The organism is Streptomyces ureilyticus, from assembly GCF_011045025.1.
Taxonomy (GTDB): domain Bacteria; phylum Actinomycetota; class Actinomycetes; order Streptomycetales; family Streptomycetaceae; genus Streptomyces; species Streptomyces ureilyticus.
Genome location: NZ_JAAKZX010000008.1, coordinates 1 through 18,482, shown reverse-complemented (window position 1 = coordinate 18,482; position 18,482 = coordinate 1). Strand labels below are relative to the sequence as shown.

16 protein-coding genes are annotated in these 18,482 nt (G+C 70.1%); 7 read left to right on the top strand and 9 right to left on the bottom strand.

The window, feature by feature from the left end:
- The first annotated feature begins 383 nt into the window (after positions 1 to 383).
- The 4 genes from G6048_RS04025 to G6048_RS04010 all read left to right on the top strand — a co-directional run bounded on the left by G6048_RS04025 (position 384) and on the right by G6048_RS04010 (position 5,047).
- The gene (locus tag G6048_RS04025; protein ID WP_165338027.1) at positions 384 to 1,469 is read left to right on the top strand and encodes a thiamine ABC transporter substrate-binding protein; all 1,086 of its coding nucleotides are present in this window, start codon (positions 384 to 386) and stop codon (positions 1,467 to 1,469) included.
- Positions 1,445 to 3,124 carry an ABC transporter permease gene (locus tag G6048_RS04020; protein ID WP_165338094.1) on the top strand — a complete coding sequence of 560 codons (1,680 nt, stop codon included), beginning with the start codon at positions 1,445 to 1,447 and terminating at the stop codon, positions 3,122 to 3,124. The genes G6048_RS04025 and G6048_RS04020 overlap by 25 nt, the downstream gene beginning before the upstream one ends.
- Before the next feature lie 74 nt (positions 3,125 to 3,198).
- Positions 3,199 to 4,230 carry an ABC transporter ATP-binding protein gene (locus tag G6048_RS04015; RefSeq protein WP_206341153.1) on the top strand — a complete coding sequence of 344 codons (1,032 nt, stop codon included), beginning with the start codon at positions 3,199 to 3,201 and terminating at the stop codon, positions 4,228 to 4,230.
- A 10-nt stretch (positions 4,231 to 4,240) separates the two neighbouring features.
- The gene (locus G6048_RS04010) at positions 4,241 to 5,047 is read left to right on the top strand and encodes a maleylpyruvate isomerase family mycothiol-dependent enzyme (protein ID WP_165338026.1); all 807 of its coding nucleotides are present in this window, start codon (positions 4,241 to 4,243) and stop codon (positions 5,045 to 5,047) included.
- Between the two features lie 28 nt (positions 5,048 to 5,075).
- Here the strand turns inward: G6048_RS04010 and G6048_RS04005 are convergent, their stop codons facing one another.
- From G6048_RS04005 to G6048_RS03980, 6 genes are all read right to left on the bottom strand, one after another.
- Positions 5,076 to 6,209, bottom strand: coding sequence for an LOG family protein (locus G6048_RS04005; protein ID WP_165338025.1), 1,134 nt, complete (start codon positions 6,207 to 6,209; stop codon positions 5,076 to 5,078).
- A 49-nt stretch (positions 6,210 to 6,258) separates the two neighbouring features.
- Complete coding sequence (locus tag G6048_RS04000; RefSeq protein ID WP_165338024.1) at positions 6,259 to 6,666, bottom strand: VOC family protein; 408 nt, start codon at positions 6,664 to 6,666, stop codon at positions 6,259 to 6,261.
- Between the two features lie 104 nt (positions 6,667 to 6,770).
- Complete coding sequence (locus tag G6048_RS03995) at positions 6,771 to 8,021, bottom strand: hypothetical protein (RefSeq protein WP_165338023.1); 1,251 nt, start codon at positions 8,019 to 8,021, stop codon at positions 6,771 to 6,773.
- The gene (locus G6048_RS03990; RefSeq protein ID WP_165338022.1) at positions 8,003 to 8,746 is read right to left on the bottom strand and encodes an ABC transporter ATP-binding protein; all 744 of its coding nucleotides are present in this window, start codon (positions 8,744 to 8,746) and stop codon (positions 8,003 to 8,005) included. The genes G6048_RS03995 and G6048_RS03990 overlap by 19 nt, the downstream gene beginning before the upstream one ends.
- 259 nt (positions 8,747 to 9,005) lie before the next feature.
- On the bottom strand, positions 9,006 to 10,388 hold the full coding sequence (locus tag G6048_RS03985; protein ID WP_328825666.1) for an aspartate aminotransferase family protein: 1,383 nt from the start codon (positions 10,386 to 10,388) through the stop codon (positions 9,006 to 9,008).
- Complete coding sequence (locus G6048_RS03980; protein WP_165338020.1) at positions 10,373 to 10,894, bottom strand: Lrp/AsnC family transcriptional regulator; 522 nt, start codon at positions 10,892 to 10,894, stop codon at positions 10,373 to 10,375. Before G6048_RS03980 ends, G6048_RS03985 begins: the two co-directional genes overlap by 16 nt.
- 163 nt (positions 10,895 to 11,057) lie before the next feature.
- On the opposite strand from G6048_RS03980, the gene G6048_RS03975 reads away from it, so the two are divergent.
- Positions 11,058 to 12,494, top strand: coding sequence for a gamma-aminobutyraldehyde dehydrogenase (locus G6048_RS03975; RefSeq protein WP_165338019.1), 1,437 nt, complete (start codon positions 11,058 to 11,060; stop codon positions 12,492 to 12,494).
- A gap of 61 nt (positions 12,495 to 12,555) precedes the next feature.
- On the opposite strand, the gene G6048_RS03970 is transcribed toward G6048_RS03975, so the two are convergent.
- Complete coding sequence (locus G6048_RS03970) at positions 12,556 to 13,713, bottom strand: serine hydrolase domain-containing protein (RefSeq protein ID WP_165338018.1); 1,158 nt, start codon at positions 13,711 to 13,713, stop codon at positions 12,556 to 12,558.
- A gap of 293 nt (positions 13,714 to 14,006) precedes the next feature.
- Between G6048_RS03970 and G6048_RS03965 the strand changes: the two genes are divergently transcribed.
- Positions 14,007 to 15,680 carry an RNA polymerase sigma factor gene (locus tag G6048_RS03965; protein ID WP_165338017.1) on the top strand — a complete coding sequence of 558 codons (1,674 nt, stop codon included), beginning with the start codon at positions 14,007 to 14,009 and terminating at the stop codon, positions 15,678 to 15,680.
- Here the strand turns inward: G6048_RS03965 and G6048_RS03960 are convergent.
- Together G6048_RS03960 and G6048_RS03955 are read right to left on the bottom strand one after the other, a co-directional pair.
- Positions 15,677 to 16,375: a glycerophosphodiester phosphodiesterase gene (locus G6048_RS03960; RefSeq protein WP_165338016.1), complete on the bottom strand. Its 699-nt coding sequence runs from the start codon at positions 16,373 to 16,375 to the stop codon at positions 15,677 to 15,679. The two genes, G6048_RS03965 and G6048_RS03960, sit on opposite strands and share 4 nt — an antisense overlap.
- 17 nt (positions 16,376 to 16,392) lie before the next feature.
- Positions 16,393 to 17,607 (bottom strand): adenosine deaminase, encoded by a 1,215-nt coding sequence (locus G6048_RS03955; protein ID WP_206341143.1) that lies wholly within the window; start codon positions 17,605 to 17,607, stop codon positions 16,393 to 16,395.
- Between the two features lie 31 nt (positions 17,608 to 17,638).
- Here G6048_RS03955 and G6048_RS48560 point away from each other — a divergent pair, with 31 nt between their 5' ends.
- On the top strand, positions 17,639 to 18,370 hold the full coding sequence (locus G6048_RS48560; protein ID WP_206341142.1) for a DUF4190 domain-containing protein: 732 nt from the start codon (positions 17,639 to 17,641) through the stop codon (positions 18,368 to 18,370).
- Positions 18,371 to 18,482 lie beyond the last annotated feature (112 nt).

Here is an 18,482-nt window from a genome sequence, read left to right as displayed (position 1 = left end):
TAGTCGCTCCCCCACTCTCGGCTTCTCCCCCACTCTCGGCTGCGCTCGAGCGGGGGGACCCCCATGAGCGGGGGGACCCCCATCGCGGCGGAGCTGCACATTGATACAGCCCCGCGCCCTTGAAGGGGCGCGGTACCGCACCGGGCCTCGGCAGGGCCGCTCAATGGCGGGCTGTAGTCTTGCCCCGTACGTACACCTTCATATTCCGACAGGGGAGCGCCACAGCGCTGAGAGTGCGGTAGCAGACCGCAGACCCTCTGAACCTTGCCCAGGTCATTCTGGGTAGGAAGTTCGGTCATTACTCAAGCTGTTGCGCCCTGCCCGGGAACTCAGAGGTTCCCGGGCAGGGCCGCGTCTCTTCCTGGATACCCAGGAGGGATCCAGTGAGCACCACCAAGAAGTTCGTGGCCGCGGCCGTCGGGCTCGGTCTGGTCACGCTGTCCGCTTGCACGTCGTCCGACTCCGGGGACGGGGAAGGGGCCTCGGAGTCCAAGACCGTCACCCTCGTCAGCCATGACTCGTGGGCGGCGTCCAAGAGCGTGATCCGCGACTTCGAGAAGCAGTCCGGCTACCAGGTGAAGGTCCTCAAGGACGGGGACGCAGGCCAGGCTCTCAACAAGGCGATCCTCACCAAGGACAACCCGCAGGGCGATGTCCTCTTCGGCGTCGACAACACCCTCCTGTCCCGGGCGTTCGACAACGACCTGTTCCAGGCGTACGAGGCCAAGGACTCCGATCTGCTGCCCCCGGAGTACCGGATCGACCAGCAGAAGAAGCGGATCACGCCCATCGACTTCGGCGACATCTGCGTCAACTACGACAAGGCCTACTTCGAAGAGAACGACCTGACCCCGCCGGAGTCCTTCGACGACCTCGTCAAGCCCGAGTACAAGGACCTCCTCGTCACCGAGAACGCCTCCACCTCCTCGCCCGGCCTCGGCTTCCTGCTGGGCACCGCCGCAAAATACGGCAACGACGGCTGGCGGGACTACTGGACGAAGCTCAAGGCCAACGGCGTGAAGGTCGTCGATGGCTGGGAGCAGGCCTACAACGAGGAGTTCTCCGGGTCCGCCGGCGGCAAGAAGGCGAAGGGGGACCGGCCGCTCGTCGTCTCCTACGCCTCCTCTCCGCCCGCCGAGGTCGTCTTCGCCGACCCCAAGCCGGACACCGCACCGACCGGCGTCGCCTACGGCACCTGCTTCCGGCAGATCGAGTACGCGGGACTGCTCAGCAACGCCAAGAACGCCAAGGGCGGCCAGGCCCTCATCGACTTCCTCATCTCGAAGAAGTTCCAGGCCGACATGCCGCTCAACATGTTCGTGTACCCGATGCGCGAGGACGCGCAGATCCCCGAGGAGTTCACGAAGTACGGCGCCCCGGCGGAGGACTACGAGGTCATGGCGCCCGAGGACATCGCCAAGAACCGTGACCAGTGGGTCAAGTCGTGGACCTCGCTCGTACTGAAATAAGGCCCCGGCCAGGCAAGAAGGCCCGCAGCGGGAGTGTGGCGCGGCTCGGGCTCATGGCCCTGCCCGTCGCGTTCTTCGCGGTCTTCTTCGCCTATCCCGTCGCGGCGATCGTGGCCCGAGGCCTGAAGGTCGACGGGGCCTGGCAGTTCGGGCGGCTCGGTGAGGTGCTCGCGCAGCCGGACGTCAGGCATGTCCTGTGGTTCACGACCTGGCAGGCGTTCGCCTCGACCGCGTTCACGCTGCTGATCGCGCTTCCCGGCGCATACGTCTTCGCGCGCTTCGATTTCAGGGGCAAGCAGCTGCTGCGGGCCGTCATCACCGTCCCGTTCGTGCTGCCGACGGTCGTCGTCGGAACCGCCTTCCTGGCGTTGGTCGGACGCGGCGGACTCCTCGACGAACTGTGGGGCGTACGCCTCGACACCACCGTCTGGGCCATCCTGCTCGCGCATGTCTTCTTCAACTACGCCGTCGTCGTACGCACCGTCGGCGGCCTCTGGTCGCAACTCGACCCGCGTCAGGAGGAGGCCGCGCGGGTGCTCGGCGCCTCACGGTTCGCGGCCTGGCGCAAGGTCACGCTTCCGGCGCTGGGCCCGGCCGTGGCCGCCGCGGCGCTGATGGTCTTCCTCTTCACCTTCACCTCCTTCGGTGTGGTGCAGATCCTCGGCGGGCCCACCTTCGCCACCCTCGAAGTCGAGATCTACCGGCAGACCTCGGAGATCTTCGACCTCTCCACTGCCGCCGTACTCACGATGATCCAGTTCGTGGCGGTAGGAGCGATCCTCGCGGTCCACGCGTGGACCGTGCACCGCCGGGAGACGGCTCTGCGTCTGGTCGACGCCTCCGTGACCGCGCGTCGGCCGCGCGGCGCCGGGCAGTGGACACTGCTCGCCGCCGTCCTCGGCACCGCCGCGCTACTGCTCGTACTGCCACTGGCCGTACTGGTCCAACGCTCGCTGGACGCACCCGGATTCGCGTACTACAAAGCACTGACCAGCGGCGAGAGCGACGTCTTCCTCGTCCCGCCCATCGAGGCCGTCGGCAATTCACTCCAGTACGCCCTCGCCGCCACCGCCCTCGCCCTGCTGATCGGCGGTCTCGCGGCCGCCGCGCTCACCCGGCGGGACGCCGGCCGTCTCGTACGGGGCTTCGACGCACTGCTCATGCTCCCGCTCGGCGTCTCCGCCGTGACCGTCGGCTTCGGTTTCCTGATCGCGCTCGACGAGCCGCCGCTGAACCTGAGAAGCAGTTGGATCCTGGTGCCGCTGGCCCAGGCGCTGGTCGGTGTCCCCTTCGTCGTACGCACCATGCTCCCCGTCCTCCGTGCCGTGGACGTACGGCTGCGTGAGGCGGCGGCCGTGCTCGGGGCCTCGCCGTGGCGGGTGTGGCGTGAGGTCGATCTGCCGATGGTGCGGCGCGCCCTGCTGATCGCGGCCGGGTTCGCCTTTGCCGTGTCGCTCGGCGAGTTCGGCGCGACCGTCTTCATCGCGCGGGCCGACAACCCGACGCTGCCGGTCGCCGTGGCTCGCCTCCTCGGGCGGCCGGGCGAGCTCAACTACGGCCAGTCGATGGCCCTTTCGACGATCTTGATGGTGGTGTGCGCGGTGGCGCTGCTCCTGCTCGAACGCGTCCGCACCGACCGGACGGGGGAGTTCTGACGATGCTCAAGCGCGATGCGACCCCCAAGCGGGACGCGAAGCTCACGCAGGAACCGATGCACACGCAGGAGCCGATGCTCACGCTCGATGAGGCGACCGTACGGTTCGGGCGGCGTGCCGCCCTCGATGCCGTCGGCCTCGACGTCGCCGAGCACGAGATCGTGTGCGTGCTCGGGCCCAGCGGCAGCGGCAAGTCGACGCTGCTGCGGGTGGTCGCGGGGCTGCAACACCTCGACTCCGGGCGGGTGTTCCTGGACGGCCGCGACCTCGGCGGGGTCCCCGCGCACAAGCGGGGCGTCGGCCTGATGTTCCAGGACCACCAGCTGTTCCCGCAGCGCGATGTGGGCGGCAACGTGGCCTTCGGGCTGCGGATGCACGGGGCGTCGAAGGCACAACAAGACGTACGGGTACGGGAGTTGCTGGAGCTCGTCGGCCTGCCGGGAGCCGCGTCCAGGGCCATCGCCTCCCTCTCCGGAGGCGAGCAGCAGCGCGTCGCCCTCGCCCGGGCCCTCGCCCCACGCCCCAGGCTGCTGATGCTCGACGAACCGCTCGGCCAGCTCGACCGTTCCCTGCGTGAACGGCTCGTCGTCGAACTCCGGGAACTCTTCGCCGAATTGGGCACCACCGTGCTCGCCGTCACCCACGACCAGGGCGAGGCGTTCGCGCTCGCCGACCGGGTCGTGGTGATGCGCGACGGACGGATCGCCCAGTCCGGTACGCCACTTGAGGTGTGGCAGCGGCCGGCGGACGAGTTCGTGGCCCGCTTCCTCGGCTTCGAGAACGTGACCGGCGCGAGCGTCAGCGGTGAGGCCGCGGACACGCCGTGGGGCAAGGTGCCGGTGCCCGCCGGTGCCCCGCAGGGCGAGGTCACGCTGCTGATCAGGCCCGCTGGCGTACGGCTCGTACCGCCGGCGGAGGGGCTGCGCTGCACGGTCGCGGCGCGCACGTTCCGCGGCACCCATGTCTCCGTACACCTACAACCGGAGAGCGCGCCGCGCCTGGAGGCAGCGTGCGCGCTACGGGATGCGCCGGACCCCGGCGACGAGGTCGGGGTGGCCTTCGACGCGGCGGAAATTGTCGTGCTCGACCGGGGGCAGGCGACCTAGGGTGCCGGTCATGACGCTACTCGGAGTCGATCTCGGACATGACCGCTACTGTGACGAAATCGTCGCGCAGACCGTGCTGTTGAGGGAGCACTTGAAGGGCGCCGATCTCGCGGTGACGGTCCCGACCTGTCCGGACTGGACGCTGCGCGACCTCGCCGTGCACGTGGGCGGCGCACACCGCTGGGTCGAGCACATCGTGCGTACGGAGGCGACCGAGGAGGTCCAGGAATCGCAGGTGCCCGGCTTTGCGGGGCCCGAGGACGACGATCCCGCGGCCCTCGACGCCTGGCTGGCCGAGGGTGCCGAGAAGACCGCCGCGATCCTGCGCACCGTCGGGCCCGAGGCCGCCGCCTGGACCTGGTCCTGGGAGCGGACGGCCGGTTTCTGGGCGCGGCGCATGACGCTGGAGACGGTGATCCACCGGGCGGACGCGGCGATCGCGGCGGGTGCGCGCTACGAGGTCGCGCCCGAGCTGGCCGCCGACGCGATCGACGAGTGGCTGCAGATCATCCGGTTCGTGCAGGAGACGGAGCCCGACGACCCCGCGGCGCGGGAACTGCGTGGGGAGGGCCGCAGCATCCACCTCCACGCCACCGACACCGAGCCCGGCCTGAACGCCGAGTGGATCATCGAGTTCGGCGACAAGGGCGTCGACTGGCGCCGCGGCCACGAGAAGGCGACGGTCGCGCTGCGCGGGCCGCTCACCGACGTACTGCTCGCCTTCTACCGGCGACTCCCGCTGGACGGCGGGCAGTTGGAGGTCCTGGGCGAACCGGGGCTCCTGGAGTTCTGGCTGGAGCGGGCCACGTTCGGATGACGGGTGCGGCCCGCCCTGCCCCTCTGATTCAGCCGACGGACGCCTGCGCCAGCCGGACCAATGCCTCCGGTGCCTCCTCGACCCGGTCAACGAGGGCGATCCGCGGCTCCATCGAGCGGTTCCTGGCCAGCGACTGGAGCAGCGGCCAGACCGGCAGCCGCTCGGTCCAGTGGACGCGGTCGACCAGGACCATGGGGGTCGGCTCGCCGCGCGACTCGTAGTAGTTCGGCGTCGCGTTGTCGAAGACCTCCTGTACGGTCCCGGCGGCACCCGGCAGGAAGACGACGCCCGCGTTCGAGCGGGCCAGCAGGCCGTCCTCGCGGGTGGCGTTGGCGAAGTATTTCGCGATGTGGGAGGCGAAGGCGTTCGGCGGCTCATGGCCGTAGAACCAGGTGGGGATCCCGACCGAGTGGTTGCCCTTCGGCCAGCGCTCGCGCACCTCGAAGGCCGACCGTGCCCATTCGGTGATCGAGGGCGTGAACGAGGGTGCCTTGCCGAGGAGTTGGCAGGCGTCCTGAAGCATCGCGTCGTCGTACGGCGCCGCGTACGCGCCCAAGTTCGCCGCCTCCATTGCGCCCGGGCCACCGCCCGTCGCCACCGTGAAGCCGGCCCGTGCCAGCGCGCGCCCGAGCCGCGCGGCGCCCTCGTATGTCTCCGTGCCGCGGGCCATTGCGTGGCCGCCCATCACACCCACCACCCGCGTCCCACGCAGGAGTTCGTCGAGGGCGTCGGACACGGAGTCGTCGTGGACGGAGCGCAGCATCGACGCGTAGATGTCGCCGTCGGCCTTGGTCTGCTGGAACCAGGCGTAGGCGAGGGCGTCCGGCGTCTGCTCGTAGCCCTTGTCGAGCGAGGCGAACAGCTCGCCGGGCGTGTAGACATGACCGCGGTACGGGTCGAACGGCAGGTCCGGGACGGGCGGGAAGACCAGCGTGCCGGCCGCGCGGACCTTCGCCGCCGCCTCCTCCCGCATCGGGCAGCCGAGGAAGACGGCACCCGCGGTGTCGGTGGTCAGCAACTCCCGCGTACGGTCCGTCAGATCAACGGCCTGAACACGGAACCCGGCGAGAGTCCCGCGAGCGGAGACGACCGCGTCGAACTCTTCGAGGGTCTCGATCTCACTGTCTTCGTGGTGAGCCGCATGGGCGGGCATAGTCTGCACCCGCCCATGCTAGGAGTCACCGCGTAAGCAACGCGTTGTGCCCGGGACCTCAGCCCTGGACGGCCGCCGGGTCCATCCACATGACCTCCCAGGTGTGGCCGTCCGGGTCGTCGAAAGCGCGGCCGTACATGAAGCCGTGGTCCTGCGTCTCGCCAGACGGGGAACCGCCCGATGCCAGCGCCTTGTCGACCAGCTCGTCGACCTTCTCGCGGCTCTCGGCGCTCAGCGCCAGCAGCACCTCGCTGGTCTTCGTGGAGTCCGCGATCTCCTTCTTCGTGAAGTCCGCGTAGCGCTGCCTGTCCATGATCATCGCGACGATCGTGTCACTGATGACGATGCTGGCGCAGTGCTCGTCGGAGAACTGCTCGTTGATCCCGTAACCGAGCTCCGTGAAGAACTTCTTCGAGACGTCGAGGTCGTTGACGGCGAGGTTCACGAAGATCATCTGCTGGTACATGGCGGTCTCTCCCCTTTTTGTACGGTCAAGTTGTCGTTCGCAGGGTTAGACCAGAGCTTCGCCGAAAACTCATCGGCTGTCCTGAAGTTTTCCCGTACGGAGGATCAGTCGGTCAGTGGCACAGCCGCCAGGCCCGCGATCGCCCAGGTCAGCGGGCCGAGGACGGCGAGCAGCGCGCCCGCGCGGAGTGCGGCGGCGCCGCGCAGCAGGGTGGCGGGGGTGCCGAGCCCCAGCAGTGCCGCCGTGGTGTCGGCCCGGTCCTGCCTGGCCTCGACCGCGGCCGTCAGGAGCGTCCCGACGGCACAGCCCGCCACGATGAGCAGGCCCAGCACGGTGAGCGGCCCGATCTCGGGGCGCGCGTCGGCATAGAGCGCGGCCATGGCGTACGCCCCCGATGCCACCGCGCACACCACGCCGAGCGGTCGGCCGATGCGCCCCGCCTCCTCCATGAGGATGCGCCCGGCCAGCAGCCGCACCGCGCCCGGCCGCACCGCCTGGAGCAGCCGGCCGCTGAGGTGGGTGAGCGCGGGGCCCGCCATCGCCAGGCCCAGCGTGGTGAGTGCCCAGCCGATGAGCACTCCGGCGGAACCGCCCGCATGAAAGCCGGGCAGGGCGGGACCGGACGCGGGCCCGCTGCGACTCGCGTACGTCTCGACGGCGAGCCCGGCCGTGAGCACCGCCACGCCCCAGGGCAGGCCGGTGGGAGTCGGGCCGGGAGCGAGGTACGGGTGCTCCGGGGGGCCCGGGGCGTCGGGGCGGGCGTCGCCGGGCGCGGAGCCGCCGGCTTCGGTGGCGCCTGCCTGTGTGCCGGTCCCGAAGGTCGTACGAGCGCCGGACTGCCGGCCTCCGCGCGGGCGCAGGGACAACGCGCTCGCCACCGACGCGGCGATCGGAACCAGCGCCAGCAGCGTGATCGTGGCCGCGAGGGGCAACGGCTGGTTGCCGGCGAGCAGTTCGGAGGCCTCGCCGTCGAAGGGCAAACCGTTCAGATCGCCTCGCAGGTGGAGCACGCAGAGCAGAGCGATCAGTGAACCGAGCGTGCAGGACACCGCGGTGGAGATCGCCGCGAGCAGCATCAGCCGGGCCGGTCCCAGGCCGATCGCGAAGAGGCCGGGCCGGGGACGGGTGGCCGGGTCGGTACGGGCCACCGCCACCGCGAACTGCACGGTGGCGGCGAGCGGTGCGAGGCACCACGCGAGCCGGGTGACCGCGCCCGAGGACTCATGCGGGTGCCCCATCGCGAACCCCAGGGTGCACAGGAGCAGGAAGCCCGTGCCCGCCGACGCCGCCGCGACCAGGAACCGGCGCAGTTGGACGGCGGGCCGGGCACCCCGGGCTAGGCGGAGAGCGAGCACGCGGCCCGGCCTTCCGACTCGGTCTCGGCGGCCGGAGGCAGATTTACGGTGTTCACGCGCCGCCCGTCCAGCAGCGACACCCTGCGGTCGGCGAGGGCCGCGGTGTCCGCGTCGTGCGTGGCCAGCACGACCGTGATGCCGTGCGAACGGGCGGCCGTCGTGAGCGTACGCAGGACGTTGGCGCGGTCGACGCGGTGCAGCGGGGCGGTCGGCTCGTCGGCGAAGAGCACGGTGGGCGCGGGGACCAGCGCACGGGCGATGGCGACGCGCTGACGTTCGGCCTGGAGCAGGGCGTACGGGCGCCGACGGGCACAACCGCCGATGTCGAGGCGCTCCAGCCACTCAAGGGCGGTGGTCCTGGCCTGGCGGCGCCTTACGCCGCGCAGCATCAGCGGCAGCGCGGCGTTCTCCCAGGCGTTCAGCTCGGGTACCAGGACGGGCGCCGGGTCGATCCAGCCGAAGCGGTCGCGGCGCAGGCGTTCGCGGGCGTGCGGGCCCATGGTGTGCACGGGCGTGCTGTTGAACCAGACCTCCCCCTGCTGCGGCAGGAGTTGCCCGGACAGGCATCTCAGCAGCGTGGTCTTGCCGCTGCCGCGCGGTCCGCCGACGGCGAGGATCTCGCCCACGCGAACCCCGAGCGATACGCCGCTGAGCGCGGGGGAGCCGTTGTGCTTGACATGCAGAGCACGTGCCCAGAGCACGTCGTTGTCCGGCGGAGCCACCATGGGCGTACACCTCGGTTCGGATCAGAAATGCCGCGGAATCCCCCCGGACCGGGGGGAAGTCCCCCCTTCCGGGGGAACGAAGGCGGAGCCGATCGGTCACTGGCACGCTAGGGAGTCGGGGCCGGGAGGCCGGACGTACGCGGCCCCGTTGCCGCCCATTCTCACTCGAACGGGCGGCAACGGGGCCGGTGTTGATCATCCGAAAGGAAGATCAGAGCTGATCGGAGCCGGGTCCAGGAACCCGTCTCAGCAGCAGGTCTCAGAGCTGGGTCCAGGCCTCCGTCAGCACCTGCCGGACGATGGACTCGATCTCGTCGAACGTCGACTGGTCCGAGATCAGCGGTGGCGCGAGCTGCACCACCGGGTCGCCGCGGTCGTCGGCGCGGCAGTACAGGCCGTACTCGAAGAGCTTCTTGGAGACGAGGCCGTAGAGCACGCGCTCCGACTCCTCGTCCGTGAAGCTCTCCTTGGTGGCCTTGTCCTTCACCAGTTCGATGCCGTAGAAGAAGCCGTTGCCGCGGACGTCGCCGACGATCGGCAGGTCGTGCAGCTTCTGGAGGGTCGTCAGGAACGCGTTCTCGTTGTCGAGCACATGCTGGTTGAGCTTCTCGCGCTCGAACAGGTCGAGGTTGGCGATGGCCACCGCGGCGGAGACGGGGTGGCCGCCGAAGGTGTAGCCGTGCAGGAAGGTGTTGTCGCCCTTGTAGAACGGCTCGGCGAGGCGGTCCGAGATGATGCAGGCGCCTATGGGGGAGTAGCCCGAGGTCATGCCCTTGGCGCAGGTGATCATGTCCGGGACGTAGCCGAACTTGTCGCAGGCGAACATCGTGCCGAGCCGGCCGAAGGCGCAGATGACCTCGTCCGAGACAAGGAGCACGTCGTACTGGTCGCAGATCTCGCGGACCCGCTGGAAGTAGCCGGGCGGCGGCGGGAAGCAGCCGCCCGCGTTCTGCACCGGCTCCAGGAAGACGGCCGCGACCGTCTCCGGGCCCTCGAAGAGGATCTGCTGCTCGATCTGGTCGGCGGCCCAGCGGCCGAAGGCCTCCGGGTCGTCGCCGTGGATCGGTGCGCGGTAGATGTTGGTGTTCGGGACCTTGTGGGCGCCGGGGACCAGCGGCTCGAACGGGGCCTTCAGGGCGGGCAGTCCGGTGATGGACAGGGCGCCCTGCGGGGTGCCGTGGTAGGCGACCGCGCGGGAGATGACCTTGTACTTGGTGTGCTGACCGCGCAGCTTCCAGTACTGCTTGGCGAGCTTCCAGGCGGTCTCGACCGCCTCGCCGCCGCCCGTGGTGAAGAAGACCTTGTTCAGATCGCCGGGGGCGTGGCCGGCGAGGCGCTCGGCCAGCTCGATCGCCTTGGGGTGGGCGTACGACCAGACCGGGAAGAAGGCCAGCTCCTGCGCCTGCTTGGCGGCGGTCTCGGCCAGCTCCACCCTGCCGTGCCCGGCCTGGACCACGAACAGGCCCGCGAGACCGTCGAGGTAACGCTTGCCCTTGTCGTCGTAGATGTAGGTGCCCTCGCCCCGGACGATGGTGGGGACGGGCGCGTTCTCGTACGAGGACATGCGGGTGAAGTGCATCCACAGGTGGTCGTACGCGGTTCGGCTGAGGTCCTTTTCGGTCACGGCTATCGGGTTCCCCACATGTAGGTCTGCTTCTTGAGTTTCAGGTAGACGAAGCTCTCGGTGGAGCGGACGCCGGGCAGGGCCCGGATGCGTTTGTTGATGACATCCAGCAGGTGGTCGTCGTCCTCGCAGACGATCTCGGCGAGGAGGTCGAAGGAGCCGGCGGTCATCACCACGTACTCGACTTCCGGCATGTCGCTCAGGGCGTCGGCCACGATCTCCGTGTCGCCCTCGACGTTCATGCCGACCATCGCCTGTCGGCGGAAACCCACGGTGAGCGGGTCCGTGACGGCGACGATCTGCATCACGCCCTGGTCGAGCAGCTTCTGGACGCGTTGGCGCACGGCCGCCTCCGAGAGGCCGACGGCCTTGCCGATCGCGGCGTACGGCCTCCGTCCGTCTTCCTGGAGCTGCTCGATGATGGCGAGGGAGACGGAGTCCAGCGGGGGAGTGCTGTTCCCCGACCGGGTTTCCTGGGAGCCCTTCGGCTCTGCGCTGCGACTGACCACGTGCTCACTGTGCATGAGACATCGGCAGTTCCGCAAGGATCGATCGATGAAATCCGTTGTTTACGTGGCTAACTATTGCGGATTTCGCAGCTCTGGGCCGATCGGGGGTGTTGAAAACGTGGAGCGTCGGACTAGGCTGGGTGTCTCAAGGAATGGACACCCGACAGGAGGGCCGGCAGTGAGCACTGAGCTGCGTCGTCTGCGCAACTACATCGACGGAGAGTTCCGCGATGCCGCCGATGGACGGACCACCGAGGTGGTCAACCCCGCGACGGGCGAGGCGTACGCCACCGCGCCGCTGTCCGGGCAGGCGGACGTCGACGCCGCGATGGCCGCCGCGGCCGCGGCCTTCCCGGCCTGGCGGGACCTGGTCCCGGCCGAGCGCCAGAAGGCCCTCCTCAAGATCGCGGACGCCTTCGAGGAGCGCGCCGAGGAACTCATCGCCGCGGAGGTGGAGAACACCGGCAAGCCGATCGGGCTGACCCGGTCCGAAGAGATCCCGCCCATGGTCGACCAGATCCGCTTCTTCGCGGGTGCCGCCCGGATGCTCGAGGGCCGCGCGGCCGGGGAGTACATGGAGGGCCTGACCTCCATCGTCCGCCGCGAGCCGGTCGGCGTCTGTGCGCAGGTCGCGCCCTGGAACTACCCAATGATGATGGCCGTATGGAAGTTCGCCCCGGCGCTCGCCGCGGGCAACACCGTGGTGCTGAAGCCGTCCGACACCACCCCGGCCTCCACCGCCCTCATGGCCGACATCATCGGCTCGATCGTCCCCAAGGGCGTCTTCAACGTCATCTGCGGCGACCGTGACACCGGCCGGCTGATGGTCGAGCACCCGACCCCCGCCATGGCCTCGATCACCGGGTCCGTACGGGCCGGCATGCAGGTCGCCGAGTCCGCCTCCAAGGACCTCAAGCGGGTTCACCTGGAGCTGGGCGGCAAGGCGCCGGTCGTCGTCTTCGAGGACACCGACATCGCCAAGGCCGTCGAGGACATCTCGGTCGCGGGCTTCTTCAATGCGGGCCAGGACTGCACGGCTGCCACCCGCGTCCTCGTCCAGGAGTCCATCCACGACGAGTTCGTGGCCGCGCTCGCCAAGGCCGCCGCCGACACGAAGACCGGCCAGCCGGACGACGAGGACGTGCTGTACGGGCCGCTGAACAACCCGAACCAGCTCAAGCAGGTCAGCGGCTTCATCGAGCGTCTGCCCGCCCACGCGCGCGTGGAGACCGGCGGCAAGCGCGTCGGCGACAAGGGCTTCTTCTACGCCCCGACCGTCGTCTCCGGTCTCAAGCAGGACGACGAGATCATCCAGAAGGAGGTCTTCGGCCCGGTCATCACCGTCCAGTCCTTCACGGACGAGAACCAGGCCGTCGAGTGGGCCAACGGCGTCGAGTACGCGCTCGCCTCCTCGGTCTGGACGAAGGACCACGCGCGCGCGATGCGCATGTCCAAGTCCCTCGACTTCGGCTGCGTATGGATCAACACGCACATCCCGCTGGTCGCGGAGATGCCGCACGGCGGCTTCAAGAAGTCGGGTTACGGCAAGGACCTGTCCTCGTACGGCTTCGACGACTACACGCGGATCAAGCATGTGATGACGTCGCTGGGCTGATCCCACGACGGGCTGAGTGGTGCGGGCCTGCGCTGGACGGCGCAGGCCCGCACACTCGTACTCAGAAGCCGAAGGCGGCGCGGAGGATCCGCTCCTCCACCGGGTTCATGGCCACGGACTTCGCGTCGATCGCGTTGATCGAGTGGACGAGCGTGCGGGACAGGTCGGGGGTCGTCGCGATCAGCGTGCGGTAGCCGGGGCGGGAGCCGGACTTGAGCCAGAGGACGACGCCGTCCTTCTCGTAGTACTGCAGGCCCGCACTCATGGTCGCCTTCCCCTCCTCGACCTTCGGCAGAGTGAGCATCTCCTGCTTCAGCAGGGGCAGCGGGACGACCTTTCCGCGGAACAGGCCGAGGAGCAGGCGTTCCAGGTCCGCTGTCGTGGAGATCATGTCGCCCGCCGCCCAGCGGTCCGACATGTTCCACTCCGTGGCGTCCACGATGCGGCCGTCGGTGAGTCTTTGGTAGCCGCGGTTGTGGGGGCCGTGGATGCGGGGGTCGGGTCCGCAGGGGAAGGATGTGTCCTGCATGTCGAGGGGCTTGAAGATCCGTTTGGCTGCCTGGTTTTCGTACGAGTCGTTCGTGACCTTCTCGATGAGCATGCCGAGCACGGTGTAGTCGATGTTGCCGTACTGCTGCCGCTTGCCCGGATCGAAGGCGCGCCCCTCGGCGACGGACGAGGCCACGACCTCCTCGGGCGTCAGCGTCTTGTAGCGGTTCTCGAAGCCCTCACCGTCTTCGGGGCCCAGAGAAATGCCCGGCTTCAGCCCACTGGTGAAGGTCAGCAACTGCCGGACGGTGATGGGGTCGAAGTCGTCCGAGAGCAGGCCGGGAAGGTACGTCTGGATGTGCCCGTCCAGGTCCACCTTCCCCTGGGCCGCGAGCTGGAGCACGACGGCCGCCGTGACCACCTTCGTCGTGGAACCGGCCCGGAAGCGTCCGTGCTCCAGGGCGGCGCGACGCGTGGCGAGGTCATGTACGCCGGAGCTGCCGTGCCAGCTGCCGCCCGTGCCGCCGACCCGTACGAGTGCGGCCGTCGCGCCCTTGTCCGACACGTCCGGCAGGTTGTCGATCGCGTCGCGCAAGGCTTTTTCGTTCGGGCCGGCGGCCTCCCGCACGACCGTTGTGGCGGGTGAAGCGGCGGCGGTCCCGGCCAGGGGGCCGGCTGCCAGGCCGAGGACGACGAGAGCGGCGCAGGCGGTACGGACACGGATATGCATCGGGCGGCTCCTCAAGTTGGTGGATCTTCATCCTCCGCGCGTACGCCGCCCGTGCAGATCATCACCGAGGAGGGTGCCGTCCCTGGGTCGGCCCCCAGTCAACTGACGTGCGAGCCAAGGGTGTTGTCAGGGGTCTCCCCTAAGGTCGCCGGCCGGACCCGCGAAAAAACTGTTATCGCGGTGAGGTCTCCGCCGTCTCCTGTGCACACACGGCACGCGTGGCACGCAGGCCCACCTGGCACCATGCCTCACAGCGATGGCTGAGAACGTGCGTCCGGAAGGCGGCGGAGGAGATGACACGTGTGCGGGAAGGGACGTACGTGGACGGTCGACAGTGGCGTACGACCATCGCGGCAGCGCAGGCCGGTGACCGGCAGGCGCTCGACGAGCTGGTCAAGGGCTGGCTGCCGCTGGTCTACAACATCGTCGGCCGTGCGCTGAACGGTCACGCCGATGTCGACGACGTCGTGCAGGAGACCATGCTGCGGGCCGTGGACAACCTCGGCTCGCTGCGCGATCCGGACAGTTTCCGTTCCTGGCTGGTCGCCATCGCGATGCGGCAGATACGGGACCGGGCCCGCCGCCGTACGTCCGAGTCGCTGGCCGAGGACGCCGCGCGCGACGCCGCCGACTTCGCCGAACTGACCGTACTGCGGCTCCAGTTGGAGGGGCAGCGGCGCGAGGTCGCGGAGGCGGTGCGCTGGCTCGACGACGAGGACCGGCAGCTCCTGTCGCTGTGGTGGCTGGAGGTCGCGGGCGAGCTCACCCGGCGCGAGCTGGCGTCCGCTCTCGGCATCAGCCGGCAGCACACCGCCGTACGTGTCCAGCGGATGAAGGCCCGCCTGGAGACCGCGCGGGGCATCGTGCGCGCGCTCGACTCGTCGTGCGGCGAACTGCGCGAGGTCACCGCCCGCTGGGACGGGCAGCCCGACTCGGTGTGGCGCAAGCGGCTGGCCCGGCACATCCGGGACTGCCGCCAGTGCTCCGGGCGGCACGAGAAGGTCGTGCCGGCCGAACGCCTGCTCGTCGGGCTCGCGCTCGTCCCCGTCCCGGTCGGCTTCACGCTCTCGCTGGTCTTCGGCGGCAAGACGGCGGTCGCCGCCACGACGGCCGCCACGACCGTCGGGTGGTCCGCAAAGATCGTCGGCGCTTTCACCAAGCCCGCGGTGGCCATGACGGCCGGGGCGACGATGGTCGCGGGCGGCGCGTACGTCGTCACCCAGCCGCCGGACTCGCCGCCACCTCGGGTCGCGGCGCCCACGGCGGCGAGCACGACCCGCCCGAGTCCGTCGCCCACGCCGACCCTCACCCCCTCACCGACGAGACGGGTCAGCCTGTACGGCACGGTCGTCGACGCCGTCGATCAGGCGCCCGACCCGAACGCGCGCCCCGCCGAGCTGCCGCGCCGGCCCGAGTCCGGCATCACCAGCACCGGCGGCCCGCGAGCCGTGATGCAGCACCGCGGCAACAACGTGACGCTCAGCGGCCAGGGCTACGTACTGGTGCGCTGGCAGATATCCCCGCACGACCGGCCCGGCGGCCTGGTCATGCCGACCTGGACGGGCCTGCGCGGCAAGGTCTTCCACGTCGCGTCCGGCGGCGGCCGACGGATGGACGACGCCGGCGGCACCCGGCCCGGCTATGCCACCGGAATGGGTGGCCCGGACGTCGGCTTCACCGTCCTGCCGGAGGGCACCCAGCAGATGTGGCAGAACGAGTACTTCTACGTCGACGGCACCGTCACCTTCAACGTGAACGAGCGGGGCGCCTCCTACGGCGTTGCGCTCATCCCCACGGACTGGGAAACGGTGAACAAGGACATCAACACCGGCCCCGACCAGGGCGCCATCCGCTACGGCCTCACGCGGGACAACGGCAAGGACACGGCACCGGTGCCGCAGTACGTCACGAGGTCGAGGCCGGCTGATCCGGCGACGGTGCCGCAGATGTCCCAGGTGAGGACTTAGGGAGCTTCGCTCCTCACCCCGCGAAGAGCGCACAGCGTGTCTATGCGGTTCGTCGTGATCGAGTCGGCTCCCGCGTCGAGGAGGCGGCGCATGGAGCGGCGGGTGTCGGGGGTCCAGGCCGACAGGAGGTAGCCGTCGCGGTGGACGCGGGCGGCGAGGCCGCGGTCGACCAGGCTGAAGCGGTAGTTGAGCCAGCGCGGGCGGATCGCTTCGAGGAGGACGGGGCGCGGGGGCGCCAGCGTGGTCCAGGTGAGGGCGATCTCCGCGGCGGGGTCGGCCGCGCGGACGGCGAGCAGGGTCTCGGCGCCTGCGCTGTAGTACACGCGCTCGTCGGCGCCGAGATCGCGGACGACGTCGACGATCCGGCGTACGGCGCGGGGGGTCGCGGCGCCCGGCAGGTCGACCATGAAGCGGCCGTGGTCGGTCGCCTTCAGGGCCTCCTCCAGGGTGGGAACGCCACCGGAGGTGAGCCCGTGCACCTCGTCCGCGGAGAGCGAGAGCAGCGGCCGGTCGTGTTCCCACAACCGCTTCAGCGTCGCGTCGTGCAGCAGCACCGGCACATCGTCGCGGGTCAGCCGGACATCGAACTCGACGGCGTCCGCGCCCCGCCCGAGCGCGGAACGCAGCGAGTCGATGGTGTTCTCGCGAACGCGGTAGGGGTCGCCGCGATGGGCCACGGCTGTCACGGAGCGCATGGGCCCATTGTGCTGGGTCAGTTGGCGAGCCATGCCGCGGTGTACGTGTCGATCTCTCCGGCCAGCTTCGCCTTGCCGACGGGGTCGAGGAACGACGCCTCGACGGCGTTCTTGGCGAGTGCGGCGAGACCCTGTTCGTCGAGGTCCAGGAGGCGGGCGGCCACCGCGTACTCGTTGTTGAGGTCCGTGCCGAACATCGGCGGATCGTCGGAGTTGATCGTCACGAGCACCCCGGCCCGTACGAACTCCTTGATCGGGTGCTCGTCGAGCTTCCGGACCGCGCGCGTGGCGATGTTGGAGGTCGGGCAGACCTCCAGGGCGATGCCGTGCTCGGCGAGGTGCGCGAGCAGCTTCGGGTCCTCGGCGGAACTCGTGCCGTGCCCGATGCGCTCGGCGCGCAGCTCGGTGAGGGCGTCCCAGACGGTCCCAGGGCCGGTCGTCTCGCCCGCATGCGGCACCGAACGCAGCCCGGCCGCGATCGCCCGGTCGAAGTACGGCTTGAACTGCGGCCTGGCCACGCCGACTTCGGGCCCGCCGAGCCCGAACGAGACCAGGCCCTCCGGGCGCAGCTTGTCGGTGGTGGCGAGCCGGGTGGTCTCCTCGGCGGCCTCGAGGCCCGCCTCCCCCGGGATGTCGAAGCACCAGCGCAGTACGGTCCCGAAGTCGGCCTCGGCGGCCTTGCGGGCGTCCTCGATCGCGGCCATGAACGCGCTTTCGTCGATGCCACGGCGGGTCGAGGAGAACGGCGTGACGGTCAGCTCGGCGTACCGGATCTGCTGCCGCGCCATGTCGCGGGCGACCTCGTACGTGAGGAGGCGTACGTCCTCCGGGGTGCGGATGAGGTCCACGACGGACAGGTACACCTCGATGAAGTGGGCGAAGTCCGTGAACGTGAAGTAGTCGACCAGGGCCTCGGGGTCGGTCGGCACCTTGGAGTCGGGGTGGCGGGCGGCCAGTTCGGAGACGATACGGGGGGAGGCGGAGCCGACGTGGTGCACGTGGAGTTCGGCCTTGGGCAGCCCGGCGATGAAGTGGTGCAGGTCGCGCGGGACGGGGCCGGTGGGCACGGTGGGCGGGACGCTCGGGTCGCGGTGGTCGGTCACGGGTTCCTCCCCGGGAACGGCGCCCTGCCTTCGTTCGGCGGGCGCGGGTGATCGGCTGATCGGGTGGTGCAGGATGGTGCGTGGATCATCGTAAGCCGGGGTCTCGGGGCCGTGGTCCGGCCGTAGCATGACGGGACGTTCGAGAGAGGGGACTCCGCGTATGTCCGACGCCGCGCAGCCGCCGGGTACGCCGGGGGGCGGTGACCCGAACCCGTGGGCTCCGCCCGAGCACCGGGCTCCGGTGGCCGGAGCCCCTGGTCCTGGACCGCAGGACGCGGCTCCCCAGGCGGGGGTTCCCCTGGGCAAGGCGGGCGCTGGGCCGGATGCGGGGAGTTGGTCGCCTTCCGTGCATGACCAGCCGACGGTCACCTCGATGCCAGGGGCGGGGACGCCGCCTTCGCCGGGTGCCCAGGGCTGGGCCAATCCTGTGGCGCCGCCGGGGGCGACTGCCTCCGGCGGTCCGTTCGTGGGCCAGGGCGGTGGGTCGGGTGAACCTGTTCCGCCGCCGCCCATCTCGCCTGAGGGGCCGGGGCAGGCGGCCTATGGGTACGGCTATGGCTACCAGGGGCAGCCCTACTACCCGGCCAGCCCCAGCCCCGGTGGTGCGCCCGGTTATGGCTGGCCCGGGATGCCGATGGGGCCGAGCAACGGGATGGGTACGACCGGGCTCGTGCTGGGGATCGTCTCGGCCGTCGGTTTCTGCCTCTGGCCGGTGGCCATCATCGTGGGCGTTCTTGCGGTGATCTTCGGGGGGATCGGGCGCGGTAAGGCGCGGCGTGGTGAGGCGACGAACGGTGGCCAGGCCCTGGCCGGGATCATCTGCGGAGCGGCGGGCATGGCGCTGGGCGTGGCCATGTTCGTGCTGGTCCTCGTCGCGCCCGGCCTGCGCTAGCGGCTCCGCCGGGCGAGGGGGTTCTTTTCCCCAGCCCCGCCCCTTCCCGGCTGTATCAATTTGCGGCTCCGCCGCGTGGGGGGCCGCGCCCCCAGGCCCCCCTGTCTCCGGC

Coding starts and splice junctions, on each gene's coding strand:
- G6048_RS03990 (WP_165338022.1), bottom strand. CDS start 8,746: ATGGTGGCTCCGCCGGACAACGACGTGCTCTGGGCACGTGCTCTGCAT.
- G6048_RS03980 (WP_165338020.1), bottom strand. CDS start 10,894: ATGCACAGTGAGCACGTGGTCAGTCGCAGCGCAGAGCCGAAGGGCTCC.
- G6048_RS03965 (WP_165338017.1), top strand. CDS start 14,007: ATGACACGTGTGCGGGAAGGGACGTACGTGGACGGTCGACAGTGGCGT.
- G6048_RS04010 (WP_165338026.1), top strand. CDS start 4,241: ATGACGCTACTCGGAGTCGATCTCGGACATGACCGCTACTGTGACGAA.
- G6048_RS03955 (WP_206341143.1), bottom strand. CDS start 17,607: ATGCTACGGCCGGACCACGGCCCCGAGACCCCGGCTTACGATGATCCA.
- G6048_RS04000 (WP_165338024.1), bottom strand. CDS start 6,666: ATGTACCAGCAGATGATCTTCGTGAACCTCGCCGTCAACGACCTCGAC.
- G6048_RS03960 (WP_165338016.1), bottom strand. CDS start 16,375: ATGCGCTCCGTGACAGCCGTGGCCCATCGCGGCGACCCCTACCGCGTT.
- G6048_RS04015 (WP_206341153.1), top strand. CDS start 3,199: ATGCTCACGCTCGATGAGGCGACCGTACGGTTCGGGCGGCGTGCCGCC.
- G6048_RS48560 (WP_206341142.1), top strand. CDS start 17,639: ATGTCCGACGCCGCGCAGCCGCCGGGTACGCCGGGGGGCGGTGACCCG.
- G6048_RS03970 (WP_165338018.1), bottom strand. CDS start 13,713: ATGCATATCCGTGTCCGTACCGCCTGCGCCGCTCTCGTCGTCCTCGGC.